The sequence below is a fragment of the Pseudomonas sp. NBRC 111138 genome, from assembly GCF_001320835.1.
Classification (GTDB): domain Bacteria; phylum Pseudomonadota; class Gammaproteobacteria; order Pseudomonadales; family Pseudomonadaceae; genus Aquipseudomonas; species Aquipseudomonas paracarnis.
This window is the reverse complement of record NZ_BCBO01000074.1, coordinates 82,609-102,926: the sequence shown is the minus strand read 5'-3', so window position 1 is coordinate 102,926 and position 20,318 is coordinate 82,609. Positions and strand designations below refer to the sequence as shown.

The following is a 20,318-nucleotide window of genomic DNA, read 5'->3' as shown; positions in this document are numbered from 1 at the left end:
GGTCTTTCTCATCACGCTACCTCAAGCAGCGCTACCGGATTAGCAGCTGTAGTACAGCTCGTATTCCAGTGGGTGTACGAAGGTGCGTACTTTGATTTCTTCTTCGCTTTTCAGGGCGATGTAAGCGTCGATGAAGTCGTCGCTGAAAACGCCGCCTTTGGTCAGGAACGCACGGCCCTTGTCCAGCTCTTCCAGGGCTTCTTTCAGGCTGCCGCACACTTGTGGGATCTCTTTGGCCTCTTCAGGCGGCAGGTCGTACAAGTTTTTGTCGGCGGCGTCGCCAGGGTGGATCTTGTTCTGGATACCGTCCAGGCCGGCCATCATCAAAGCGGCGAAGGCCAGGTAAGGGTTGGCAGCCGGGTCTGGGAAGCGCGCTTCGATACGACGGCCTTTAGGGCTGTTGACGTAAGGAATACGGATCGAAGCGGAGCGGTTGCGTGCCGAGTAGGCCAGCATCACCGGCGCTTCAAAACCTGGGACCAGACGCTTGTAGGAGTTGGTCGACGGGTTGGTGAAGCCGTTCAGGGCCTTGCCGTGCTTGATGATGCCGCCGATGAAGTACAGAGCGGTGTCGGACAGGCCGGCATAGCCTTCGCCGGCGAAGGTGTTCTTGCCGTCTTTGGAAATCGATACGTGAACGTGCATGCCCGAGCCGTTATCGCCGTACAGCGGCTTAGGCATGAAGGTAGCGGTGCGGCCATAGGCATCGGCAACGTTGTGCACGCAGTATTTCAGGGTTTGAACTTCGTCAGCCTTCTTCACCAGCGTGTTGAATTTCACGCCGATTTCGTTCTGGCCGGCAGTCGCCACTTCGTGGTGGTGAACTTCAACGGTCTGGCCCATTTCTTCCAGTGCGTTGCACATGGAAGTACGGATTTCATGGTCGAAGTCGAACGGTGGTACTGGGAAGTAGCCGCCTTTCACGCCTGGACGGTGGCCTTTGTTGCCGCCTTCCACGTCCTGGTCGGACATCCACGAGCCTTGCTCGGAGAAAATCTTGAACATGGAGCCGGAGATGTCGGATTTGAACTTCACCGAGTCGAAGATGAAGAACTCTGGCTCAGGGCCGAAGAATGCGGTGTCGCCGATACCGGTGGACTTCAGGTATTCCTCGGCACGGTGGGCGATGGCGCGTGGGTCGCGGTCATAGCCTTGCATGGTCGAAGGCTCGATGATGTCGCACACCAGGATCAGGGTCGGCTCTTCGGTGAATGGGTCGAGTACGGCGGTGCTGTCGTCTGGCAGCAGGATCATGTCGGAGGCTTCGATGCCTTTCCAGCCTGCGATGGAGGAACCGTCGAACATCTTGCCGACTTCGAAGAAGTCATCTTCCAGCGCATCGCGAGCCGGCATGGTCACGTGGTGCTGAGTGCCTTTTGTGTCCGTGAAGCGCAGATCAATCCATTTAACGTCATGATCTTTGATGAGTTGAACCGACTTCGACATGGTGTCCTCCGGGTGGCTTCGGGCTTGGGGTAGTGGAGTTAGCCCTTAGAATTTGGGTGATGCCGGCGCGGATACTCCGCCAAGGCAACCTGCCTCACAAGAGAGCAAATTGCATGCCAGTGCGCCAACATGGCCGTTTTGCCTCAAAATGGCCCCTATAACGGTGCAATCGGCAAAAACGGCATAAGTCGCGCACTGCAATGTAGCGTTTATTTGTGCAAATGACCCGTTTTGGTGCATTGCGTATGCAATGCATATTAACTGGTTAAACCTTGAGCGATTTCCGCTATAATCCGCGCCCCCCTTTTTCAGCAGGCCCGGCGCGCGCTGTTTCCATGAAATTAATCGTTAAAGTCTTCCCCGAGATCACCATCAAAAGCCGACCGGTACGGACGCGTTTCATCCGTCAGTTGGCCAAGAACATCCGTGCCGTGCTCCGTGACCTGGACCCGGCTGTGGTGGTGAACGGCGTGTGGGACAACCTCGAGCTGGAAACCCGCATTACCGACGCCAAAGCCTTGAAGGACATGACCGAGCGCCTGAGCTGCATGCCGGGCATCGCGCATTTCCTGCAGGTGGATGAGTACCCGCTGGGCGACTTCGACGACATCACCGAAAAGTGCAAGCAGCACTACGGTAGTGCGCTTGAAGGTAAGATTTTTTCGGTGCGCTGCAAGCGTGCCGGCAAGCATCCGTTCAGCTCCATGGACGTCGAGAAATACGTCGGCAGCAAGCTGCGTCGCGAGTGCGGTGCCGCTGGAATTTCCCTGAAAGCGCCACAAATTGAAGTGCGCATGGAAATTCGCGACCAACGGTTGTTCGTGATCCACAGCCAGCACAACAGCATCGGCGGCTACCCGCTGGGTGCCCTGGAACAGACCCTGGTATTGATGTCCGGCGGTTTCGATTCCACGGTTGCGGCCTACCAGATCATGCGTCGCGGCCTGATGAGCCACTTCTGCTTCTTCAACCTGGGCGGGCGTGCACATGAATTGGGCGTGATGGAAGTTGCGCACTTTATCTGGAAGAAATACGGCAGCTCCCAACGCGTGCTATTTGTAAGCGTACCGTTCGAGGAAGTGCTGGGCGAAATTCTCGGCAAAGTCGATAACAGTCATATGGGCGTAGTATTGAAGCGTATGATGTTGCGCGCTGCGTCCCGAATCGCCGATCAATTGCAGATCGACGCCCTGGTGACCGGCGAAGCGATTTCCCAGGTTTCCAGCCAGACGCTGCCTAACCTGTCGATCATTGACTGCGTGACCGAGAAGCTGGTGCTACGCCCGCTGATCGCCAGCCACAAGCAGGACATCATCGACCTGGCAGAGCAAATCGGCACCGCAGACTTTGCCAAGCATATGCCTGAATACTGCGGGGTCATTTCGGTGAACCCCAAGACCCACGCCAAGCGTCACCGCGTGGAGCATGAAGAGAAAGAATTCGACATGGCGATTCTGGAGCGTGCGCTCGAGAACGCCAAGCTGGTGCCAATCGATCGAGTGATCGACGAATTGGGCCAGGATGTGCAGATCGAAGAAGTCAGCGAAGCCCTGGCGGGCCAGATCGTCGTCGACATCCGTCATCCGGATGCCGCCGAAGACGAGCCGCTGGAAATCGCTGGCATCGACGTGCAAACGCTGCCGTTCTACGCACTGAACGCGCGTTTCAAGGAACTGGATAACAGCCGTCAGTACCTGTTGTATTGCGACAAAGGCGTGATGAGTCGCCTGCATGCCCACCATTTGCTCAGTGAGGGGCATGCCAATGTGCGCGTTTATCGACCGAGCTAAGAGCCCGGGGCTGTTTGCCTGTGGCCTGCGTCACCGGCCCCCCGACTCTGCCGTCAAGCTGTAACGGCAAGGCCTGACTCTACTGTTAATCGCTGCCACGACCTGTCAGCACACCGAATCCTCTGATCGAGATACACAAGTGATCGAAAATCTACGTAACATCGCCATCATTGCTCACGTTGACCATGGTAAAACCACCCTGGTAGACAAACTCCTGCGTCAATCCGGCACCCTGGAGCGCAACGAGCTCAACGACGAGCGCGTGATGGACTCCAACGACCAGGAAAAAGAGCGCGGTATTACCATCCTGGCAAAAAACACCGCTATCAACTGGAACGGCTACCACATCAACATCGTGGATACCCCGGGCCACGCCGACTTCGGCGGCGAAGTAGAGCGCGTAATGTCGATGGTTGACTCCGTTCTGCTGCTGGTTGACGCTCAAGACGGCCCTATGCCGCAAACCCGTTTCGTGACCAAGAAGGCTTTCGAAGCCGGCCTGCGTCCGATCGTGTGCATCAACAAGGTTGACCGTCCAGGCGCACGTCCGGACTGGGTTCTGGACCAGATCTTCGACCTGTTCGACAACCTGGGTGCCACCGAAGAACAGCTGGACTTCCAAGTCATCTACGCTTCGGCCCTGAACGGTATTGCTGGTCTTGACCACACCGACATGGCTGAAGACATGACTCCGCTGTACCAGTCGATCGTCGACAACGTACCAGCACCGAAAGTCGACCGTGAAGGCCCGTTCCAGATGCAAATCTCGGCACTGGACTACAACAGCTTCCTGGGTGTTATCGGCGTTGGCCGTATCGCTCGTGGTAGCGTCAAGCCGAACACCCCGGTTGTCGCTATCGGCGCTGACGGCAAGAAGCGTAACGGTCGTATCCTGAAGCTGATGGGTCACCACGGCCTGCACCGCATCGACGTTGAAGAAGCTTTCGCTGGCGACATCGTATGCGTGAGCGGTATGGACTCGCTGTTCATCTCCGACACCCTGTGCCAGCCGGACAACGTCGAGGCGATGAAGCCTCTGACCGTTGACGAGCCAACCGTTTCCATGACCTTCCAGGTAAACGACTCGCCTTTCTGCGGTAAAGAAGGCAAGTTCGTGACCTCCCGTAACATCAAGGAGCGTCTGGACAAGGAGCTGCTGTACAACGTTGCTCTGCGCGTTGAAGAAGGCGACTCGGCTGACAAGTTCAAGGTCTCCGGCCGTGGTGAGCTGCACCTCTCGGTACTGATCGAAACCATGCGTCGCGAAGGCTTCGAAATGGGTGTTGGTCGTCCGGAAGTGATCATCCGTCAGGTTGACGGCGTGAAGCAGGAACCGTTCGAAAACGTCACCATCGACACCCCGGAAGAGTCCCAGGGCAAGGTCATGGAAGAGATGGGCCTGCGTAAGGGTGACCTGACCAACATGGTGCCGGATGGCAAAGGCCGTGTGCGTCTGGAATACAACATCCCTGCTCGTGGTCTGATCGGTTTCCGTAACCAGTTCCTGACCCTGACCAACGGTGCTGGCATCCTGACCTCGATCTTCGATCGCTACGACACCATGAAGTCCGGCGACATGTCCGGCCGTCAGAACGGTGTTCTGGTATCGGTAGAAACCGGCAAGGCGCTGACCTACTCCCTGGAAACCCTCCAGGCGCGTGGCAAGCTGTTCGTTGAACACGGTCAAGAGATCTACAACGGCCAGATCGTTGGTCTGAACAGCCGCGACAACGACATGGGCGTGAACCCAACCAAAGGCAAGAAGCTCGACAACATGCGTGCTTCGGGCAAAGACGAAACCATCGCTCTGGTTCCACCTGTTCGCTTCACCCTGGAACAGGCCCTGGAATTCATCCAGGACGACGAGCTGTGCGAAGTCACGCCTAAGTCGATCCGCCTGCGTAAGAAGATCCTGGACGAAGGCGAGCGTACCCGCGCTGCCAAGAAAGCCAAGAACTGAGTTAACTCAGGCTGAATGAAAAACGCCCCCGGTCGAAAGGCCGGGGGCGTTTTTTTATGCCTGCAGTTTGTGTGTTGTGATCGTGTGATCGTTCCCACGCTCCGCCTGGGAACGCCGCTTGGGACGCTCCGCGTCCTGCTTTCAAGAGCGGACGCAGAGCGTCCACAGCTGCATTCCCACGCAGAGCGTGGGAACGATCAAAAACTTAGAACTTGTCGAGGGTCTTGAAGTTAGTCTCGCGCACCACTTCCTTGGGCTTATACGCGCAATACCCCGGCCGCGGCCCGATTTTCGGGTGGTTGCGGCACGTATCCGGGCGCTTGTCATAAATAGTGCAAAAGCGCGTCTTACGATCCAGGTACAGGCAGTCGTTGTTGCTCATGCGCTGCAGGGTAAAAATTTCGGACTTGTTGTTGTACCGCTCGACGATGCCTTCTTTCTGCAAACGCTTGGCGATGTTCTTCGGCGGATCGCCGCGCTCGAACTCATCGACGATGCCAATGCGGATCAGGTCCTTGATCTTCACCTCCACCGGCAGCGTGCAGCAGCTGGACACGCAGCCGCCGCACATATGGGCGGAATATTTCTGCCAGGTCTCTAGACGGTCGAGTTCCGCGGCGGCGATCAGTTGAGGCTTCATCAAGGTTCCAAGGTGGGGCGTTATCCGGGCGCGCGATCATACCGGGATTGGTGGTTTTTTGAACAATATTTTGCAGGTTTCAGCTCAAAGGTTTAGCCACGGTCTGATCGGGCACGACCCCTGCATCAAATTCAGCCCATGGCGAATGAGTTAAAAAACTGCCGAACCAGCACGTCTACCGTCTGTCAGACCGACTAGGCTCTAGCAACTCCTTCAATCTCGCCCGAGGTCGCACCGATGTCTCAGGAACCGCTTGCACGAGAAGCAGAGGTAGCCGCATTCCGCGATGCTGTCTTGACCAAACTCACCTACGCGGTGGGCAAGGACCCGGATCACGCCTTCGACCATGATTGGTTCGAAGCCATTGCGCTGGCCGCCCGCGACCAGATGGTCGATCACTGGATGGACCACACGCGACGTATTTATCGCAAAGGCCAGAAGCGCGTTTATTACCTGTCCCTGGAATTTCTCATTGGCCGGTTGCTCTACGACAGCCTGAGCAACCTGGGTGTGCTGGAGATCGCTCGCGAAGCGCTGTCGGAGCTGGGCGTGGATCTGGAACGCATCCGCCTGCTGGAGCCCGACGCGGCGCTCGGCAACGGTGGCCTGGGCCGGCTGGCGGCGTGCTTTATGGAAAGCATGTCGACCCTCGGCATTGCTGGCCACGGCTATGGCATTCGTTATGAACACGGCCTGTTCCGCCAGGCCATTGTCGACGGTTGGCAGCAGGAACAGACCGAACGCTGGCTGGATTTCGGTAACCCTTGGGAATTCGAGCGCGCCGAAGTGATTTACCCGATTGGCTTTGGCGGCAGCGTCGAAACCGTTGCGGACGCCTCCGGCAAGATGATCCAGGTATGGTCGCCCAACGAAACCGTACGTGCTGTTGCCTATGACACGCCGGTCGTCGGTTGGCGCGGCGCCAGCGTCAACACCCTGCGCCTATGGCGTGCGCGGGCTGTAGAAGACCTGCATCTGGAGCGCTTCAACGCCGGTGACCACTTGGGCGCCGTCGCCGAGGTGGCCCGTGCCGAAAGCATCTCCCGAGTGCTTTACCCGGCCGACAGCACCGAAGCAGGGCAGGAGCTGCGCCTGCGCCAGGAATATTTCTTCGTCTCCGCGTCCCTGCAGGATTTGCTGCGCCGCCACAAGAACATGCACGGTTCGGTGCTCAGCCTGGGCGAGCATGCCGCCATCCAGCTCAACGACACCCACCCGTCCATCGCCGTGGCCGAGTTGATGCGCCAACTGGTCGACCTGCACGATGTACCCTGGGAAGCCGCGTGGGATGTCACCGTCGAGACCCTCTCGTACACCAACCACACCTTGCTGCCCGAGGCCCTGGAAACCTGGCCTGTCGGTTTGATGGAACGCATGCTGCCCCGGCACATGCAGATCATCTACCTGATCAACGCCCAGCATATCGACTCGCTGCGTGCCAAAGGTATCCACGATTTCGACGTCTTGCGCGCTGTGTCGCTGATCGAAGAAGACAACGGCCGCCGCGTGCGCATGGGCAACCTGGCGTTCCTGGGCTCCCATAGCGTCAACGGCGTGTCCGGTTTGCATACCCAACTGATGCGCAGCACGGTGTTCTCCGAACTGCACAAGCTCTACCCCGAACGCATCAATAACAAAACCAACGGCATTACCTTCCGTCGCTGGCTGTACCAGGCCAACCCAAAACTGACCGATATGTTGGTGGAAGCGCTGGGCCCGGATATTCTCGATCAGCCCGAACAGCGCCTGATCGAGTTGGAACCCTTTGCCGAGAAACCGGCCTTCCGCAAAGCGTTCGCTGAACAGCGCCTGCACAGCAAGCGCGCACTGGCGCAGATCATCCATGAGCGCCTGGGCATTGCGATCAACCCGGCGGCGATGTTCGACGTGCAGGTCAAGCGCATCCACGAATACAAGCGCCAACTGCTCAACCTGCTGCACACCGTGGCGCTGTACCAGGCGATCCGTGCCGAGCCGGGCATCGATTGGGTGCCGCGGGTGAAAATCTTCGCGGGTAAGGCAGCGGCCAGTTATCACCAGGCCAAGCTGATCATCAAGCTGACCAACGACATCGCCCGCACCGTCAACAACGACCCGACCGTACGCGGCCTGCTCAAGGTGGTGTTCCTGCCCAACTACAACGTCAGCCTGGCGGAAAGCATCATTCCGGCAGCGGATTTGTCGGAGCAGATTTCCACGGCCGGCTTCGAAGCGTCGGGTACCAGCAACATGAAGTTCGGCCTCAACGGCGCGCTGACCATTGGCACCATGGACGGCGCCAACGTGGAGATGCACGAGCGGGTCGGCGCCGAGCACATGTTTATCTTTGGCCTCAGCGCCCAGCAGGTAGAAGCCCGCAAGCACGCCGGCGAGTTCAGCGCCGGGCCGGACATCGCCGCGTCCCATCGCTTGAACGACGTGCTGCAAGCGATCCGTGGTGGGGTATTTTCGCCGGATGACCCGGGCCGCTATGTGGGCCTGATCGATGGGCTGATCGACTACGACCGCTTCCTGGTGTGTGCCGACTTTGACGCCTACTGGGACGCCCAGGCGCGGGTCGAGGCGCATTGGCACGACTCCAAGGCCTGGTGGCGCTCGGCGGTGCTCAACACGGCGCGCATGGGCTGGTTCAGCTCGGACCGCACCATCCGCGAATACGCCACCGAGATCTGGAAAGCCCTCGACTAACTGATACCCCTGTAGGAGCGAGCTTGCTCGCGAAGAGCTCCAACGATAACGCGTGCTTGCTGAATGAACGCGGCGCGTGTGAGTTTTTCGCGAGCAAGCTCGCTCCTACAGAGGGCTATTGCGTTGGGTCGTGAACTCTATTGGCGTTAAATCCTCTGATTAGAGGAAATCAGCCCCGACTCGCGCTAAACTGCGCGGGTTTTTAGCCCCCCATTCTCCGGAGCCGTCCATGTCCCGCGTTACCTTGAGTCGCTATTTGATCGAGCAGACCCGCAGCAACAACACGCCTGCCGATCTGCGCTTCCTTATCGAAGTGGTGGCGCGTGCTTGCAAGGAAATCAGCCACGCCGTTTCCAAAGGCGCACTGGGCGGTGTCCTGGGCAGCATGGGCACTGAAAACGTGCAGGGCGAAGTGCAGAAGAAACTGGACGTTCTGTCCAACGAAATCCTGCTCGAAGCCAACGAATGGGGCGGCCACCTGGCCGGCATGGCGTCCGAAGAAATGGACAATGCCTACCAGATCCCAGGCAAATACCCGAAAGGCGCATACCTGCTGGTATTCGACCCACTGGACGGTTCGTCCAACATCGATATCAACGCACCGGTCGGCACCATCTTCTCGGTACTGCGTTGCCCCAACGAATACCTGAGCCAGAACGAAGCCCTGAACGAAAAGGCCTTCCTGCAGCCAGGCACCGAGCAGGTTGCTGCCGGCTATGCGATCTACGGCCCACAGACCATGCTGGTGCTGACCCTGGGCGACGGCGTCAAGGGCTTCACCCTGGACCGTGAAATGGGCAGCTTCGTGCTGACCCACGAAGACATTTCGATTCCTGCTTCTACCCAGGAATTTGCCATCAACATGTCCAACCAGCGCCACTGGGAAGAACCGGTGAAGCGCTACGTCAACGAGCTGATGGAAGGCGAAGAAGGCCCGCTGAAGAAGAACTTCAACATGCGCTGGGTGGCCGCGATGGTTGCCGACGTACACCGCATCCTGACCCGTGGTGGGCTGTTCATGTACCCACGCGACAGCCGCGAGCCGTCCAAGCCAGGCAAGCTGCGCCTGATGTACGAAGCCAACCCGATGTCGTTTTTGGTTGAACAGGCAGGCGGTGCGTCCACCGACGGCCACCAGCGCATCCTCGACATTCAGCCCGAAGGCCTGCACCAGCGTGTGGCGGTATTCCTGGGTTCGAAGGAAGAAGTTGAGCGCGTGACGGCCTATCACAAGAAGTAAGCCGTAACGAGCGGTGAGCCGCTGTATTGTGAGATGGATCACCGTTAAAGAAGCCCCGAAACGTTTCAGCGTTTTCGGGGCTTTTTTGTTTTCGCTCGTCGGGAACCAGACACCCCTTTTCCCTTCTAAGCTTCTGGCAGATACCCCAGCTGCTTTGTCTCTCCAGGAGCTTTTCCATGTCTATACGCCGTCTCGCCCTGCTGGCTTTTTGCGTGCTCTTAGCCGCTTGCAGCAAGGTCACCCAAGAAAACTACCAAAAGCTCTCGGCCGGCATGGCCAAGGCCGAGGTGGAGTCGTTGCTGGGCAAGCCAACCGATTGTTCCGGCGCACTGGGCATGTCCAGCTGCACCTGGGGCGATAAAAACAGCTTTATCAGCGTGCAGTACGCCGGTGACAAAGTTCTGATGTTTTCCGGGCAAGGCCTGAAGTAAACCGGGGCGCGAGCCTGCGGGAGAAGAAGAATGATGCGTTTTGTTTTGTTCCTTTGCGCCAGCCTGTTTTTGGCGGGCTGCGCCAGCCATTCTGGCGATGATCTGCAACCCAAGACTACGAGCAACGTCAACCTCAAGCGTTACCAGGGCACCTGGTATGAGTTGGCCCGGTTGCCGATGTACTTCCAGCGCAACTGTGCGCAATCCGAAGCCCGCTACACCTTGCTGCCTGATGGTGACATGTCGGTTTTCAACCGCTGCCTGACGCCTGAGTGGGAGTGGCAAGAGGCCAAAGGCACGGCAACGCCGCAGGTGCCAGGCAAGACCGACAAACTGTGGGTGGAATTCAATAACTGGTTTACATCGCTGTTGCCGGGCGTTGCCAAGGGCGACTACTGGGTGCTGTATGTCAGCGATGACTACAAGACCGCCATCGTCGGCAGCCCGAGCCGTCGCTATATGTGGATCCTGTCGCGCACGCCGACGGTGAGTGCCGATACCCGCGAAGACCTGCTGAGCAGGGCGCGACAGCAAGGCTATGACACCACGCGGTTGATCTGGCGCACGTCGGATAAGCAGATGGCGAAGACGTCTCAGTAATTTGCGGCCCCTCAATCAAATGTGGGAGCTGGCTTGCCTGCGATAGCATCAACCCGGTGTAACTGAAGCGCCGAGGTGTCTGTATCGCAGGCAAGCCAGCTCCCACAGTTGTTATGGGTTGGTCGTCAGTTCAGCAAGTCCTTCAGGACCTGGGTGAATGCCCGACTGCTGTCTTCTTCGCCAGCATGATGCCCATCTCGCACCACCCATTTGCCATTGACCAGTACATCGCGCACTTGCCGATCACCACCGGCAAATAGCCAGCGGTTGAGAATTCCATCCTCACTGGCCGTCGCCAAGTACGGGTCGCTACCGTCCAGCACTATCCAGTCCGCACGCTTGCCCACTTGCAGTCGACCAATCGGCTGGCCCAGCGCTTGTGCGCCACCGTCCAGCGCAGCATCGAACAGCGTGCGACCCACCATCGGCTGATCGCTGCGATACAGGCGGTTGCGCCGTTGATCGCGCAGGCGCTGGCCGTATTCCAGCCAACGCAGTTCTTCCACCACGCTCAGTGACAGATGGCTGTCGGAACCGATGCCCATGCGGCCGCCCTGAGCGAGGAAGTCCACCGCCGGAAAAATCCCATCGCCCAGGTTGGCTTCGGTGGTCAGGCACAAACCGGCAATCGCTCGGCTGTTGGCCATGCGCGTGACTTCGTCGGCATCGGCATGGGTGGCATGCACCAGGCACCAGCGATCATCCACCTCGACATTGTCATACAGCCACTGCAACGGGCGCTTACCGCTCCAGGCCAGGCAGTCGTCGACTTCTTTTTGCTGTTCGGCGATGTGGATATGCACGGGGCAGTTTTTGTCACTGGCGCCCAGCACGGTATGGATTTGTTCGGGGGTTACGGCGCGCAGGGAGTGGAAGCACAGGCCCAGTAGCTGCGCCGGTTGTGCCGCCAGAATGGGCTGCAGGCGTGCTTGCAGGTCCAGGTAGTGTTCCGTGCTGTTGATAAACCGTCGCTGGCCTTCATTCGGCGCTTGGCCACCAAAACCCGCGTGGGTGTAGAGCACCGGCAGCAAGGTCAGGCCGATCCCGCTGCTGGCGGCCGCCTGGCTGATCTGGCGGGACAGCTCCGTACGGTCGGCATAGGGCTGGCCGCTGAGATCGTGGTGCACGTAATGAAACTCGGCTACCGAGGTGTAGCCGGCCTTGAGCATTTCGATATACAGCTGACGGGCGATGACCTGTAACTGCTCGGGGTTGATCTTGCCGACCATGCGGTACATCAAGTCGCGCCAGGTCCAGAAACTGTCGTTGGGGTTGCCGGCCACTTCGGCCAAGCCCGCCATGGCGCGTTGGAAGGCATGGGAGTGCAGGTTCGGCATGCCCGCCAACACCGGGCCCCTGAGCCGTTCCGCGCCTTCTGCACTGGCATTGGGCTCAACCTTTGTCAGCAGGCCATCGGCGCCGACTTCAAGACGTACATCATTGGCCCATCCATTAGGCAGCAGTGCGCGTTCGGCAAAGAAAGCGGACATGATCAAGGCACCCCGGTCGTGTGTTTATTTGTATATACATATACAGACGTTTGCCTGCTCGGTAAACTCCGGCAATCTATGCATCTTTTTCCCCTGCAAGGATTCCCTGTGCCGACTCCGCCCGCCAACTCTTCGCTGGCTGCCCACATGGACGAAAGTCCGGCGCCCTTGTATGCCCGCGTCAAACAGATGATCAGCCAGCAGATCCTCAACGGCAACTGGCCGCCCCATTACCGCGTGCCGTCGGAAAGCGAGCTGGTCAGCGAGTTGGGCTTCAGCCGCATGACCATCAACCGTGCCCTGCGCGAGCTGACCGCCGAAGGCTTGTTGGTGCGTATGCAGGGTGTGGGTACGTTTGTTGCCGAGCCGAAAAGCCAGTCGGCCCTGTTTGAAGTGCACAACATCGCCGATGAAATCGCCTCCCGCGGGCATCGGCACACTTGCCAGGTCATCACCCTGGGCGAAGAAGCTGCTGGTTCCGAGCGCGCCGTCGCCTTGGAAATGCGCGAAGGCGGGCGGGTGTTCCACTCGTTGATCGTGCATTACGAGAACGACATTCCTGTGCAAATCGAAGACCGTTTCGTCAACGCTCTGGTCGCGCCGGAATACCTGCAGCAGGACTTCACCCAGCAAACCCCGTATGCCTATTTGAACCAGGTCGCGCCGTTGACTGAGGGTGAGCATGTGGTTGAGGCGATTCTCGCCGATGCCGCCGAGTGCAAGTTGTTGCAGATCGAGCCGAGCGAGCCGTGCCTGTTGATTCGCCGACGCACCTGGTCGGGTCGCCAGCCGGTGACTGCGGCGCGGTTGATCCACCCCGGTTCCCGTCACAGCCTCGAAGGACGCTTCAGTAAATGAGTGAGATCAACGTCTGGCGCGCCGCCGACTACGTGCGCATGCCGTGGAAGAACGGCGGCGGCAGTACCGAAGAAATCAGTCGCGACGCCGGCACCGGCCTGGATGGATTTGGCTGGCGTTTGTCGATTGCCGATATCGCCGAGTCGGGTGGGTTCTCCACCTTCGCCGGTTACCAGCGCGTGATTACGGTGATCAAAGGCGCCGGCATGGTGCTGACCGTAGACGGTGAGGAGCAGCGCGGGTTGTTACCGTTGCAGCCGTTCGCGTTCAAGGGCGAAAGCCAGGTGTCATGCCGTTTGATCACCGGGTCGATCCGCGACTTCAATCTGATCTATTCGCCCGAGCGTTACCATGCACGCTTGCAGTGGATGGATGGCGTGCAGCGGTTTTTCAGCACGGCGCAGACGCTGTTGGTGTTCAGCGTGGCGGATGAAGTGAAGGTGCTGGGCGAGAAGCTCGGCCACCATGATTGCCTGCAAGTGGACGGTAATACGGGCCTGCTGGATATCTCGGTCAGCGGCCGCAGCTGCGTAGTCGAACTGACCGCACGCGATTAAAAACTGTGGGAGCTGGCTTGCCTGCGATAGCGGTATATCAGTAGCTGATGCGCTGACTGACACACCGCTATCGCAGGCAAGCCAGCTCCCACCTTTGTTTTTGCATTGTTCACAAAATCTGTTTCCACTCCGCGCACCAATTTGTTACCGAATGCCCCAGCGTGACGCAAAGCTTCGCTGCCGTGACAAATTCCCCGCGCTGCAACAAACCTCCGTAAGAAATTTCATCAAGCTTTGAAGCCTTGATTTACAAGGCTCGCACGCCCCGTGAAAAAAATCCCAACCACTCCTGGCTAAAGTTGGCCGCTCGATTGCATATGCTTGTACATACAAGTAAAGATGTGTGCGTAAGACTTCGCACCATCCATGTTCGCGCATCGATCGCCGAGGAGTCCTAGCTGTGACCAAGCCTACAAAATACCGTGACGTCGAAATCCGCGCCGCCCGCGGTAACAAGCTCACCGCCAAAAGCTGGCTGACCGAAGCGCCGCTGCGCATGCTGATGAACAACCTCGACCCGCAAGTGGCCGAGAACCCCAAAGAACTGGTGGTGTACGGCGGTATCGGCCGTGCGGCGCGCAACTGGGAGTGCTACGACCAGATCGTCGAGAGCCTCACCAATCTGAACGACGACGAAACCCTGCTGGTGCAATCCGGTAAGCCGGTCGGCGTGTTCAAGACCCACAGCGACGCCCCGCGCGTGCTGATTGCCAACTCCAACCTGGTACCGCACTGGGCCAGTTGGGAGCATTTCAACGAACTGGATGCCAAGGGCCTGGCCATGTACGGCCAGATGACCGCCGGCAGCTGGATCTACATCGGCAGCCAGGGCATCGTTCAAGGCACCTACGAAACCTTCGTGGAAGCCGGCCGCCAGCATTACAACAGCGACCTGACCGGCCGTTGGGTGCTCACCGCCGGCCTCGGCGGCATGGGCGGCGCGCAGCCACTGGCCGCGACCCTGGCCGGCGCCTGCTCGCTGAACATCGAGTGCCAGCAAGTCAGCATCGACTTCCGCCTGAACAGCCGCTACGTCGACGAGCAGGCCACCGACCTCGACGACGCCCTGGCGCGTATCGCCAAGTACACCAAGGAAGGCAAGGCCATCTCCATCGCCCTGCTGGGCAACGCCGCCGAGATCCTGCCGGAACTGGTCAAGCGCGGCGTGCGCCCGGACATGGTCACCGACCAGACCAGTGCCCACGACCCACTCAACGGCTACCTGCCGGCCGGCTGGACCTGGGACGAATACCGCGCTCGCGCCAAGACCGAGCCGGCCGCCGTGATCAAGGCCGCCAAGCAGTCGATGGCCGTCCACGTCAAAGCCATGCTCGAATTCCAGAAGCAAGGCATCCCGACCTTCGACTACGGCAACAACATCCGCCAGATGGCCCAGGAAGAGGGCGTGGAAAACGCGTTCGACTTCCCAGGTTTCGTACCGGCTTACATCCGCCCACTGTTCTGCCGTGGCATCGGCCCGTTCCGTTGGGCGGCGCTGTCCGGCGACCCGCAAGACATCTACAAGACCGACGCCAAAGTCAAAGAACTGATCCCGGACGATGCCCACCTGCACAACTGGCTGGACATGGCCCGCGAGCGCATCAGCTTCCAGGGCCTGCCGGCACGTATCTGCTGGGTCGGCCTGGGCCAGCGTGCCAAGTTGGGCCTGGCGTTCAACGAAATGGTGCGCAGCGGCGAGCTGTCCGCGCCGGTCGTGATCGGCCGTGATCACCTGGACTCCGGCTCGGTCGCCAGCCCGAACCGCGAAACCGAAGCCATGCAGGACGGCTCCGACGCTGTGTCCGACTGGCCACTGCTCAACGCCTTGCTCAACACCGCGAGCGGCGCCACCTGGGTCTCGCTGCACCATGGTGGCGGCGTGGGCATGGGCTTCTCCCAGCACTCGGGGATGGTGATTGTGTGCGACGGTACTGACGAAGCGGCCGAGCGGATTGCCCGCGTGCTGCACAACGACCCGGCGACCGGGGTGATGCGTCATGCGGATGCGGGTTACCAGATCGCTGTCGACTGCGCCAAGGAACAAGGCCTGAACCTGCCGATGATCAAGTAACTCAATGTGGGGTGGGCTTGTGTGGCGAGCAAGCTTGCTTGCGCTGGGGTGCGAAGCAGCCCCAAAAAGCCGGCTCCAGCTTCGCTGTCGAACGGGAGCAAGCTCCCTCGCCACAGCAAGCCAGCTCCCACAGAAGAGCAAGATGCATACAAAACAATCCATCAGAGGTTGAACAACATGGCTGCAAACGACACCACCCCGTTGATCGAGAAACGTTCGATCGACTACATCCCGGAAGCGGAAAGACATGGTCGTCTATTCAGTCAATTCACCCTGTGGATGGGTGCCAACCTGCAGATCACTGCGATTGTCACCGGGGCGTTGGCCGTGGTGCTGGGCGGTGATGTGTTCTGGTCGTTGATCGGCTTGCTCATCGGTCAACTGATCGGCGGTGGCGTCATGGCGCTGCATGCGGCGCAAGGGCCCAAGCTTGGCCTGCCGCAGATGATTTCCAGCCGGGTGCAGTTCGGCGTGTATGGGGCGGCCATTCCGATTGTGCTGGTGTGCTTGATGTACCTGGGTTTCACCGCCACCGGTACCGTGCTGTCGGGCCAGGCGCTGGGCCAGTTGTTCGGGGTCAGCGACAGCGTCGGCATCCTGATCTTCGCCAGTGTCATCGTGCTGGTCACGGTGCTGGGTTACCGAGTGATCCACTTCATCGGCCGGGTTGCCAGCCTGATTGGCGTGGTTGCCTTTGTGTACCTGTTCAGCCGCCTGATGAGCCAGACCGACGTTGGCGCGCTCCTGCAGATCCGCCACTTCAGCTGGAGCAGTTTTCTGCTGGCCGTGTCGCTGGCGGCCTCCTGGCAGATTGCGTTCGGCCCTTACGTGGCGGATTACTCGCGTTACCTGCCGAGCCACACGTCATCGGTTAAAACCTTTCTCGCTGCTGGCGCAGGTTCGGTCATCGGGGCCCAAGTGGCGATGGTCCTCGGCGTGTTTGCCGCGGCCATGTCCAACGGGCAGTTTGCCGGTCACGAGGTGGCGTACATCGTTGGCTTGAGCGGCACGGGGGCCACCGCTGCGTTGCTGTATTTCAGCATCGCGTTCGGCAAGGTCACCATCTCGACGCTCAATTCCTACGGCAGCTTCATGTGCATCGCCACTATCATCAGCGGCTTTCGTGGGCGTCTGGAGGTCACGCGTCTGCAGCGTCTGGTGTTCGTGTTGATGATCGTCGGCACGGCCACGCTGATCGCGTTGCTCGGCCAGCATTCGTTCCTCGGTGCATTCAAGTCGTTCATCCTGTTCCTGTTGGCGTTCTTTACGCCCTGGAGCGCGATCAACCTGGTGGATTACTACTGCATCACCCGCGAGCGTTATGACGTGCCGGCGCTGGCCGACCCGAACGGTCGCTACGGCCGCTGGAACCTGCTGGGCATCAGCGTCTATGTGTTCGGCGTACTGGTGCAGTTGCCGTTCATCTCCACCAAGTTCTACACCGGCCCCCTGGTGGCCGCGCTGGGTGATGTGGATATCTCCTGGATCATCGGCCTGGTACTGCCGGCGGCCCTGTATTACGTGTGTGCGAAAAAATGGCACGGCACGGTACCCGATCACCTGATCCTGCCAAAAGAGCAGGGCGCTTCACCCATAACAAACGAGCTGGCTGCACAAGCCTGATGGGACGTGGACAGGGCAGGACGCCTACTGACTGCCGTAATCCATTTCAAGATTGGGAGCGTCACAACAATGACTATGAATAAGACCTTGCTGGCTACTTTGTTCGCGGCTGGCTTGCTGGCAAGTGCCGGCGCCCAGGCGGCCGGTTGGTGCGAGTCGGGTAAACCGGTGAAATTCGCCGGCCTGAATTGGGAAAGCGGCATGTTGCTCACCGACATCCTGCAAACCGTGCTCGAAAAAGGCTACGACTGCAAAACCGACAGCTTGCCGGGCAATTCCATCACCATGGAAAACGCCCTGGGCAGCAACGACATCCAAGTGTTCGCCGAGGAGTGGGTAGGCCGCAGCGAGGTCTGGAACAAAGCTGAGAAGGCCGGCAAAGTCGTGGGCGTCGGGGCTCCGGTGGTCGGCGCGGTCGAAGGTTGGTACGTGCCGCGCTATGTGATCGAAGGCGACGCCAAGCGCAAGCTGGAAGCCAAGGCCCCGGACCTGAAAAGCATCGCCGACCTGGCCAAATACGCCTCGGTGTTCAAGGACCAGGAAGAGCCGTCCAAAGGCCGCTTCTACAACTGCCCGGCCGGCTGGACCTGCGAGCTGGACAACAGCGAAATGCTCAAGAGCTACGGCCTGGAAAGCACCTACACCAACTTCCGCCCGGGCACCGGCCCGGCGCTGGATGCGGCGGTGCTGTCGAGCTACAAGCGCGGCGAGCCGATCCTGTTCTACTACTGGTCACCCACACCGCTGATGGGCCAGGTCGACCTGGTCAAGTTGGAAGAGAAGCCCGGCGTGGACAAAACCGTGAGCATCAAGGTCGGCCTCTCCAAGACTTTCCACGAACAAGCCCCGGAGCTGGTGGCCGTGCTGGAAAAGGTCAACCTGCCCATCGACCTGCTGAACCAGAACCTGGGCCGCATGGCCAAGGAGCGGATCGAGTCGCCGAAACTGGCGAAAATATTCCTCAAGGAACATCCTGAAGTCTGGCACGCCTGGGTGAGCGAAGACGCAGCCAAGAAAATCGACGCGGCCTTGTAGGTCAAGTGTGCACGGCTACCCTCAAGGGTGGCCGGGCGGCTGGCCACAACCCACTGGATCGAGAGCACGATATGTTTCCTGAGAGCTTTACCTTTTCCATCGCCGACTGGGTCAACGGTTGGGTGGACGCACTGGTCACCAACTACGGCGATGTGTTCCGGCACATCTCCGATACGCTGCTGTGGGCCATCGTCAACCTGGAAGGCCTGCTGCGCGCAGCGCCCTGGTGGCTGATGCTGGCCATCGTCGGGGGCATCGCCTGGCACGCCACACGCAAGGTGGTGACCACGGCGGTGATCGTCGGTTTGCTGTTCCTGGTGGGCGCCGTTGGCCTGTGGGACAAGCTGATGCAAACCCTGGCATTGATGATGGTGGCCACGGTGATTTCGGTGTTGATCGGCATCCCCCTGGGTATCTTGTCGGCGCGCAGTAATCGCCTGCGTTCGGTGCTGATGCCGCTGCTGGACATCATGCAAACCATGCCCAGCTTCGTGTACCTGATCCCGGTGCTGATGCTGTTCGGCCTGGGCAAGGTCCCGGCGATTTTCGCTACGGTGATCTACGCCGCGCCGCCGCTGATTCGCCTGACAGACCTGGGTATTCGCCAGGTCGATGGCGAAGTCATGGAAGCCATCAACGCCTTCGGCGCCAACCGCTGGCAGCAACTGTTCGGCGTGCAATTGCCGCTGGCGTTGCCGAGCATCATGGCCGGGATTAACCAGACCACCATGATGGCGCTGTCGATGGTGGTGATCGCCTCGATGATCGGTGCCCGTGGCTTGGGTGAAGACGTGCTCGTCGGCATCCAGACCCTCAACGTCGGCCGCGGCCTTGAAGCCGGGCTGGCGATCGTGATTCTCGCAGTGGTCATCGACCGCATTACCCAGGCTTATGGCCGCCCACGGCATGAGGCGAGCAAATGACGACTGTCAGCAAAATCGAAGTCAAAAACGTCTTCAAAATTTTCGGCGCACGCGCCAAGGATGCGCTGGCCATGGTCGGCCAGGGCAAGACCAAGGACCAGGTACTGGCCGAGACCGGTTGCGTGGTCGGCGTCAATGACCTGTCCCTGAGCATCGGCACCGGTGAGATCTTTGTGATCATGGGCTTGTCGGGTTCGGGCAAATCCACCCTGGTGCGCCACTTCAACCGCCTGATCGACCCCACCAGCGGCGCGATCCTGGTGGATGGCGAAGACATCCTGCAACTGGACATGGAAGCCCTGCGCCAATTCCGTCGGCACAAGATCAGCATGGTGTTCCAGAGCTTCGGCCTGCTGCCGCACAAGAGCGTGCTCGACAACGTTGCCTACGGCCTGAAAGTGCGTGGCGAAACCAAGCAAGTCTGCGCCGAACGTGCGTTGCACTGGATCGAAACCGTGGGCCTCAAAGGCTACGAAAACAAATACCCCCACCAGCTGTCCGGTGGCATGCGCCAGCGCGTGGGCCTGGCCCGCGCCTTGGCGGCCGACACCGACATCATCCTGATGGACGAAGCCTTCAGCGCCCTCGACCCGTTGATCCGCGCCGAGATGCAGGACCAATTGCTCGAACTGCAAAAGACCCTGCACAAGACCATCGTGTTCATCACCCACGATCTCGACGAGGCCGTGCGCATCGGCAACCGCATTGCGATCCTCAAGGACGGCAAGCTGATCCAGGTCGGCACGCCGCGAGAGATTCTGCACTCGCCGGCGGATGAGTATGTGGACCGCTTTGTTCAGCGGCGGGCGGCGGTGGTCTGATCCGGGCTTGAACGTTCTCACGCTCCGCGTGGGAACGCATTTCGTGACGCTCCGCGTCACTTGGGGGGACGCAGAGCGTCCCAGGCGGCGTACCCACGCAGAGCGTGGGAACGATCAATGCTGCCTAAGAATTGAAGAAGGTATG

16 protein-coding genes are annotated in these 20,318 nt (G+C 59.6%); 13 read left to right on the top strand and 3 right to left on the bottom strand.

What is annotated here, in order from left to right; genetic code table 11:
• Positions 1-39 precede the first annotated feature (39 nt).
• Positions 40-1,446, bottom strand: a complete 1,407-nt coding sequence (gene glnA / locus APH41_RS13815; RefSeq protein WP_003187811.1) for a type I glutamate--ammonia ligase — start codon at positions 1,444-1,446, stop codon at positions 40-42.
• 335 nt (positions 1,447-1,781) lie between these two features.
• Between glnA and thiI the strand changes: the two genes are divergently transcribed.
• Both thiI and typA read left to right on the top strand, forming a co-directional pair.
• Positions 1,782-3,236: a tRNA uracil 4-sulfurtransferase ThiI gene (thiI, locus tag APH41_RS13810; protein ID WP_034125541.1), complete on the top strand. Its 1,455-nt coding sequence runs from the start codon at positions 1,782-1,784 to the stop codon at positions 3,234-3,236.
• A 139-nt stretch (positions 3,237-3,375) separates the two neighbouring features.
• The gene (gene typA / locus APH41_RS13805; protein WP_014716526.1) at positions 3,376-5,196 is read left to right on the top strand and encodes a translational GTPase TypA; all 1,821 of its coding nucleotides are present in this window, start codon (positions 3,376-3,378) and stop codon (positions 5,194-5,196) included.
• Between the two features lie 205 nt (positions 5,197-5,401).
• Here the strand turns inward: typA and APH41_RS13800 are convergent, their stop codons facing one another.
• On the bottom strand, positions 5,402-5,836 hold the full coding sequence (locus APH41_RS13800; RefSeq protein ID WP_003187815.1) for a YkgJ family cysteine cluster protein: 435 nt from the start codon (positions 5,834-5,836) through the stop codon (positions 5,402-5,404).
• Positions 5,837-6,073: 237 nt separating this feature from the next.
• Here APH41_RS13800 and APH41_RS13795 point away from each other — a divergent pair, with 237 nt between their 5' ends.
• The 4 genes from APH41_RS13795 (at position 6,074) to APH41_RS13780 (ending at position 10,795) form a co-directional block, all read left to right on the top strand.
• On the top strand, positions 6,074-8,524 hold the full coding sequence (locus tag APH41_RS13795) for a glycogen/starch/alpha-glucan phosphorylase (RefSeq protein WP_034125542.1): 2,451 nt from the start codon (positions 6,074-6,076) through the stop codon (positions 8,522-8,524).
• Between the two features lie 229 nt (positions 8,525-8,753).
• Positions 8,754-9,764, top strand: coding sequence for a class 1 fructose-bisphosphatase (locus APH41_RS13790; RefSeq protein ID WP_003187818.1), 1,011 nt, complete (start codon positions 8,754-8,756; stop codon positions 9,762-9,764).
• Positions 9,765-9,940: 176 nt separating this feature from the next.
• Entirely contained in the window at positions 9,941-10,195 is a 255-nt protein-coding gene (locus APH41_RS13785) for a hypothetical protein (RefSeq protein ID WP_003187823.1), read from the top strand.
• A 30-nt stretch (positions 10,196-10,225) separates the two neighbouring features.
• Entirely contained in the window at positions 10,226-10,795 is a 570-nt protein-coding gene (locus tag APH41_RS13780) for a lipocalin family protein (RefSeq protein WP_054919491.1), read from the top strand.
• A gap of 125 nt (positions 10,796-10,920) precedes the next feature.
• Here the strand turns inward: APH41_RS13780 and APH41_RS13775 are convergent, their stop codons facing one another.
• Positions 10,921-12,285, bottom strand: coding sequence for a formimidoylglutamate deiminase (locus APH41_RS13775; protein WP_054919489.1), 1,365 nt, complete (start codon positions 12,283-12,285; stop codon positions 10,921-10,923).
• Positions 12,286-12,432: 147 nt separating this feature from the next.
• Here APH41_RS13775 and hutC point away from each other — a divergent pair, with 147 nt between their 5' ends.
• From hutC to APH41_RS13740, 7 genes are all read left to right on the top strand, one after another.
• Entirely contained in the window at positions 12,433-13,143 is a 711-nt protein-coding gene (gene hutC / locus APH41_RS13770; RefSeq protein WP_230182974.1) for a histidine utilization repressor, read from the top strand.
• Positions 13,140-13,700, top strand: coding sequence for a HutD family protein (locus APH41_RS13765; RefSeq protein WP_054919486.1), 561 nt, complete (start codon positions 13,140-13,142; stop codon positions 13,698-13,700). Before hutC ends, APH41_RS13765 begins: the two co-directional genes overlap by 4 nt.
• A gap of 400 nt (positions 13,701-14,100) precedes the next feature.
• Entirely contained in the window at positions 14,101-15,771 is a 1,671-nt protein-coding gene (hutU, locus tag APH41_RS13760; protein WP_054919484.1) for a urocanate hydratase, read from the top strand.
• Positions 15,772-15,948: 177 nt separating this feature from the next.
• A complete protein-coding gene (locus APH41_RS13755) occupies positions 15,949-17,394 on the top strand; it encodes a cytosine permease (protein WP_034125547.1) in 1,446 nt (481 codons plus the stop codon).
• Positions 17,395-17,463: 69 nt separating this feature from the next.
• Positions 17,464-18,429, top strand: a complete 966-nt coding sequence (locus tag APH41_RS13750) for an ABC transporter substrate-binding protein (RefSeq protein ID WP_054919482.1) — start codon at positions 17,464-17,466, stop codon at positions 18,427-18,429.
• A gap of 71 nt (positions 18,430-18,500) precedes the next feature.
• A complete protein-coding gene (locus tag APH41_RS13745) occupies positions 18,501-19,352 on the top strand; it encodes a proline/glycine betaine ABC transporter permease (protein ID WP_003187838.1) in 852 nt (283 codons plus the stop codon).
• The gene (locus tag APH41_RS13740; protein ID WP_014716537.1) at positions 19,349-20,173 is read left to right on the top strand and encodes a glycine betaine/L-proline ABC transporter ATP-binding protein; all 825 of its coding nucleotides are present in this window, start codon (positions 19,349-19,351) and stop codon (positions 20,171-20,173) included. Before APH41_RS13745 ends, APH41_RS13740 begins: the two co-directional genes overlap by 4 nt.
• The last annotated feature ends 145 nt before the right edge of the window (positions 20,174-20,318 follow it).